Source organism: Streptomyces sp. NPDC006265, assembly GCF_040613555.1.
Taxonomy (GTDB): domain Bacteria; phylum Actinomycetota; class Actinomycetes; order Streptomycetales; family Streptomycetaceae; genus Streptomyces.
In genome coordinates, this window is record NZ_JBEXSH010000864.1 from 1 (window position 1) to 3,817 (window position 3,817).

The following is a 3,817-nucleotide window of genomic DNA, read 5'->3' on the forward strand; positions in this document are numbered from 1 at the left end:
ACACCCCCCGCCCCGGGGGGGCCGTGCCCGGGGGGCCCACGGCCCGGGGGTGGCTCGCGCCCGTTCCGCCTGGGCCTCCGCGGGCCCGGGGCGGGCGTAAGGTGCCCGAGGCTTCGCGGAGGAGCAAGAGTGCTCCCGCGCCGCATGCCCGGCAGTCGGGTGCTCCGGCACCCGGGAGCCGCCGGTCCGCGGTCGCGTCCGCACCCGCACACCACCGACACACCGACACCCTGGGGGACACGCATGACCGGCACCGCCGCCGCCACCGCACGGGCCCAGCTCGCCGAGGCCCGGGTCTACCTCTGCACCGACGCGCGCAAGCGGCAGGGCGACCTCGGGGACTTCCTCGACGCCGAGCTGTCCGGTGGCGTCGACATCGTGCAGCTGCGGGACAAGGGCATGGAGGCCGGTGAGGAGCTGGAGCACCTGGCCGTCTTCGCCGAGGCCTGCGCCCGGCACGGCAAGCTGCTCGCGGTCAACGACCGGGCGGACGTCGCCCACGCCGCCGGCGCCGACGTCCTGCACCTCGGCCAGGGCGACCTCCCGGTCCCCGCGGCCCGCGCGCTCCTCGGCGACGAGGTCCTGATCGGCCGCTCCACGCACGCCGAGTCCGAGGCCGCCGCGGCCGCCGTCCAGCAGGGCGTGGACTACTTCTGCACCGGCCCGTGCTGGCCGACCCCCACCAAGCCCGGCCGCCACGCGCCCGGCCTCGACCTCGTCCGATACACCGCCGGTCTCGGCACCGACCGCCCCTGGTTCGCCATCGGCGGCATCGACCTCGGCACCCTCGACCAGGTCCTGGCAGCGGGCGCCCGGCGCGTGGTCGTCGTACGGGCGATCACCGAGGCCGACGACCCGGGGGCCGCCGCGGCCGAGTTCGCGAAGCGGCTGCGGGAGGCGTAGTGACGACGGCTTGTCCAAGGGATGGACAACAAGAGGACAATCCGGGCAAATGTCAGCCTCCGGTTGGGGGACCGACCGCCCCTGGCTAACCTGCCGGTATGGCCCTCGGCACCGCATCCATCAGGTCGGACCACGCCCGCACCGTCCGCGATATGCTCGCGGCCGGCAAAACGACGTACTCGTTCGAGTTCTACGCCCCCAAGACCCCGAAGGGCGAGCGGAACCTGTGGAACGCGCTGCGCCGGGTCGAGGCCGTGGCGCCCGACTTCGTCTCCGTCACCTACGGCGCGGGCGGTTCCACCCGCGCGGGCACGGTCAAGGCGACCGAGGCGATCGCCTCCGACACCACCCTCACCCCGATCGCCCACCTCACCGCGGTCGACCACTCGGTGGCCGACCTGCGCAACATCATCGGCCAGTACGCCGACGCCGGGATCCGCAACATGCTCGCCCTGCGCGGCGACCCGCCCGGCGACCCGATGGGCGACTGGGTGCCGCACCCCCGGGGCCTGGCCTACGCCGCCGAACTCGTCGAGCTGATCAAGGCCTCCGGCGACTTCTGCGTGGGCGTCGCCGCCTTCCCGGCGATGCACCCGCGCTCCGCCGACTGGGACGCAGACGTCCGCCACTTCGTCGACAAGTGCCGAGCGGGCGCGGACTACGCCATCACGCAGATGTTCTTCCAGCCGGAGGACTACCTCCGGCTGCGCGACCGGGTCTCGGTCGCCGGCTGTGACACCCCGATCATTCCCGAGGTCATGCCGATCGCGAGCGTGAAGACGCTGGAGCGGATCGGGTCGCTCACCAACGCCGCGTTCCCGTCTGCCCTGAAAGAGCGGATCCTCACCGCGCAAGACGATCCGGCCGCTGTACGCTCCATTGGGATCGAATTCGCCACGGAGTTCTGTGCGCGGCTGCTCGCCGAGGGCGTGCCCGGCTTGCACTTCATCACGCTCAACAACTCCACTGCGACACTCGAGATCTACGAGAACCTGGGCCTGCACCACGCACCGCAGGCCTAGACCGTTCGCACCGGTATACGACACACTGCGTAACGGCCACTGGGAGAGGGGCGTACATGGGCTGGGCGGTCCTCTACATCGCGTTCGGCATCGTCGCGCTGTGGCTGCTGGGCGAGGTGCTGCTGCAGTACAAGGCGCGGCTGCGCTGGCGCCTGCTGGCCTTCGCCGGGTTCCTCGGTGTCGTCGTCGGTGTTCTGATTGCGTCCGTCGTCGTGATCGGACTGGGCGCGGCCGCCTTCGCGGTCGGGCAGACGTACGTCACCCTGTCGTTCCGCAGCGGCTTCGCGGCCGGCTGGGCGATGAACGCGCCCGCGCTGGGCGGCAGCAAGCGCCGCCGCGGTGAGCGCGGCCGCCAGGAGCCGACCCTCGAGGTCTCCGGCCTGGAGGCCGAGGGCGGCTACGACGAGGCCGGCGCCTACCGTCGCGACCCGTCCGCATACGGCCAGGAGGACGACTACGACCACGACGACGTCTTCACCCCCGCCCGCTCCGCCCACGACCCGACGGCCGCCGAGAGCACGGCCGTCTACGAGCCGCAGCCCGTGCCCGAGGACACCGGCTCCTACGGCGTCTACGACACCAACGGGTACCAGCCCGCGGGACAGCAGGCCCAGGACCAGTACACGGCCCAGGCGGCCGACCAGTCCTACTCCTACGACTACTCCGGCTACGGCCAGCAGCAGGGCTACGACGCCGCGGGCCAGCAGCAGTACGCCGCCTACTCCGACCCGTACATCGGCTCCTCGAACTACGGCCAGGGCTCCTACGACAACACGTACGGTGACCAGCAGTACTACGGCCAGCAGGATTACACCCAGGACCAGTACGCCGGCACCTACGGCGGCGAGACCCCGCCCGGCGGGGTGTGGGTCCCGCAGCAGCGCAACACCGACGAGTACGGGCAGGAACTGCCGCCGGAGCAGCCGTACCCGTACCAGGGCGGCGGGCAGCAGCCGCAGGGGAACGGCTTCGATGAGCAGTACCGTTTCTGAAGTCTGAACCCCGCCGGGGCGGCGCGCTCACTGCGAGCCGCGGAACTCCGGCCCCTCCACGATCAGTCCCGCGACCAGCGCGCCCGACATGCCCGCGTGCGGCAGTCCGCCGCCGGGGTGGGCCCAGCCGCCCACGGTGAACAGACCGGGCACCCGCGTGCTGTTGGACGGATGCAGCAGCCGTCCGCCGGCCGCCGCCAGGGCCGGCACGGGCACCGCCCCGCCCTCAGCGCCCGTCGCGTCCGCGATGTCGGCCGGGGTGCGCACCTCGTGCCACAGGAGGCGGTCGCGCAGGCCGGGGACGGCGCGTCCGGCGGCGGTGATCATGTGGTCGACGAGGTCGTCGTGCGGCTGGCGGGGCCGGGCGGGCACCACCGTCGTCAGGGTGACCGACTCGTGGTCCTCCGGGGCGAGCCGCGGGTCGGCGGGCCGCAGAACCGTGACCGTGGGGTGCGGGTCCCGCGCCGCCGTGCCGAAGAGGGCGTCCAGCTCTGCGTCACGGTCGCGCGTATGGACCACCGTGCGATGTGCGGTGCCCTCGGGGCGGGCACCGCGCAGGGCGAGCAGTACGGTCAGCCGGCTGGCCGCGGCGGGCTGTGGCCGCACCTCGCCGTCGCCCCGCACGGGGGTCCCCTCCGCCAGCCGGTCCAGGACGCCCGGCGCGACACCGGCCACCACGAAGTCCGCCTCCGCGACCGACCCGTCGGCGAGTTCCACCCCCGACGCCCGGCCGTCCTTCTCCAGCACACCGGTGACGGCGGCGCCGAAGTGAAACTCGACCTTCCGGGCCAGACACCGCTCGTACACCGCCCGAGCCAGCTCGCGCAGGCCGCCGCGTACGGAAGCTCTCGGGTCGTCCAGTCGGTCAGTTGCTCTCGCCGCTGTCTGCTGGGTGTTACG

At 73.0% G+C, this 3,817-nt stretch carries 4 protein-coding genes; 3 read left to right on the forward strand and 1 reads right to left on the reverse strand.

What is annotated here, in order from left to right:
• Nucleotides 1–243 precede the first annotated feature (243 nt).
• The 3 genes from thiE (at nucleotide 244) to ABZ281_RS41685 (ending at nucleotide 2,917) form a co-directional block, all read left to right on the forward strand.
• The gene (gene thiE / locus ABZ281_RS41675; protein ID WP_356663145.1) at nucleotides 244–903 is read left to right on the forward strand and encodes a thiamine phosphate synthase; all 660 of its coding nucleotides are present in this window, start codon (nucleotides 244–246) and stop codon (nucleotides 901–903) included.
• A 98-nt stretch (nucleotides 904–1,001) separates the two neighbouring features.
• On the forward strand, nucleotides 1,002–1,925 hold the full coding sequence (gene metF, locus ABZ281_RS41680) for a methylenetetrahydrofolate reductase [NAD(P)H] (protein ID WP_356663146.1): 924 nt from the start codon (nucleotides 1,002–1,004) through the stop codon (nucleotides 1,923–1,925).
• A gap of 56 nt (nucleotides 1,926–1,981) precedes the next feature.
• Entirely contained in the window at nucleotides 1,982–2,917 is a 936-nt protein-coding gene (locus ABZ281_RS41685; RefSeq protein WP_356663147.1) for a hypothetical protein, read from the forward strand.
• A 27-nt stretch (nucleotides 2,918–2,944) separates the two neighbouring features.
• Here ABZ281_RS41685 and ABZ281_RS41690 read toward each other — a convergent pair.
• Nucleotides 2,945–3,817, reverse strand: an 873-nt coding sequence (locus ABZ281_RS41690) for an FAD-dependent oxidoreductase (RefSeq protein ID WP_356663148.1), incomplete at its 5' end; no start/stop codon positions are given.

Excerpts from the sequence above, each read along its gene's own strand:
- metF (WP_356663146.1), top strand. The coding sequence starts at position 1,002 with ATGGCCCTCGGCACCGCATCCATCAGGTCGGACCACGCCCGCACCGTC.
- ABZ281_RS41685 (WP_356663147.1), top strand. The coding sequence starts at position 1,982 with ATGGGCTGGGCGGTCCTCTACATCGCGTTCGGCATCGTCGCGCTGTGG.
- thiE (WP_356663145.1), top strand. The coding sequence starts at position 244 with ATGACCGGCACCGCCGCCGCCACCGCACGGGCCCAGCTCGCCGAGGCC.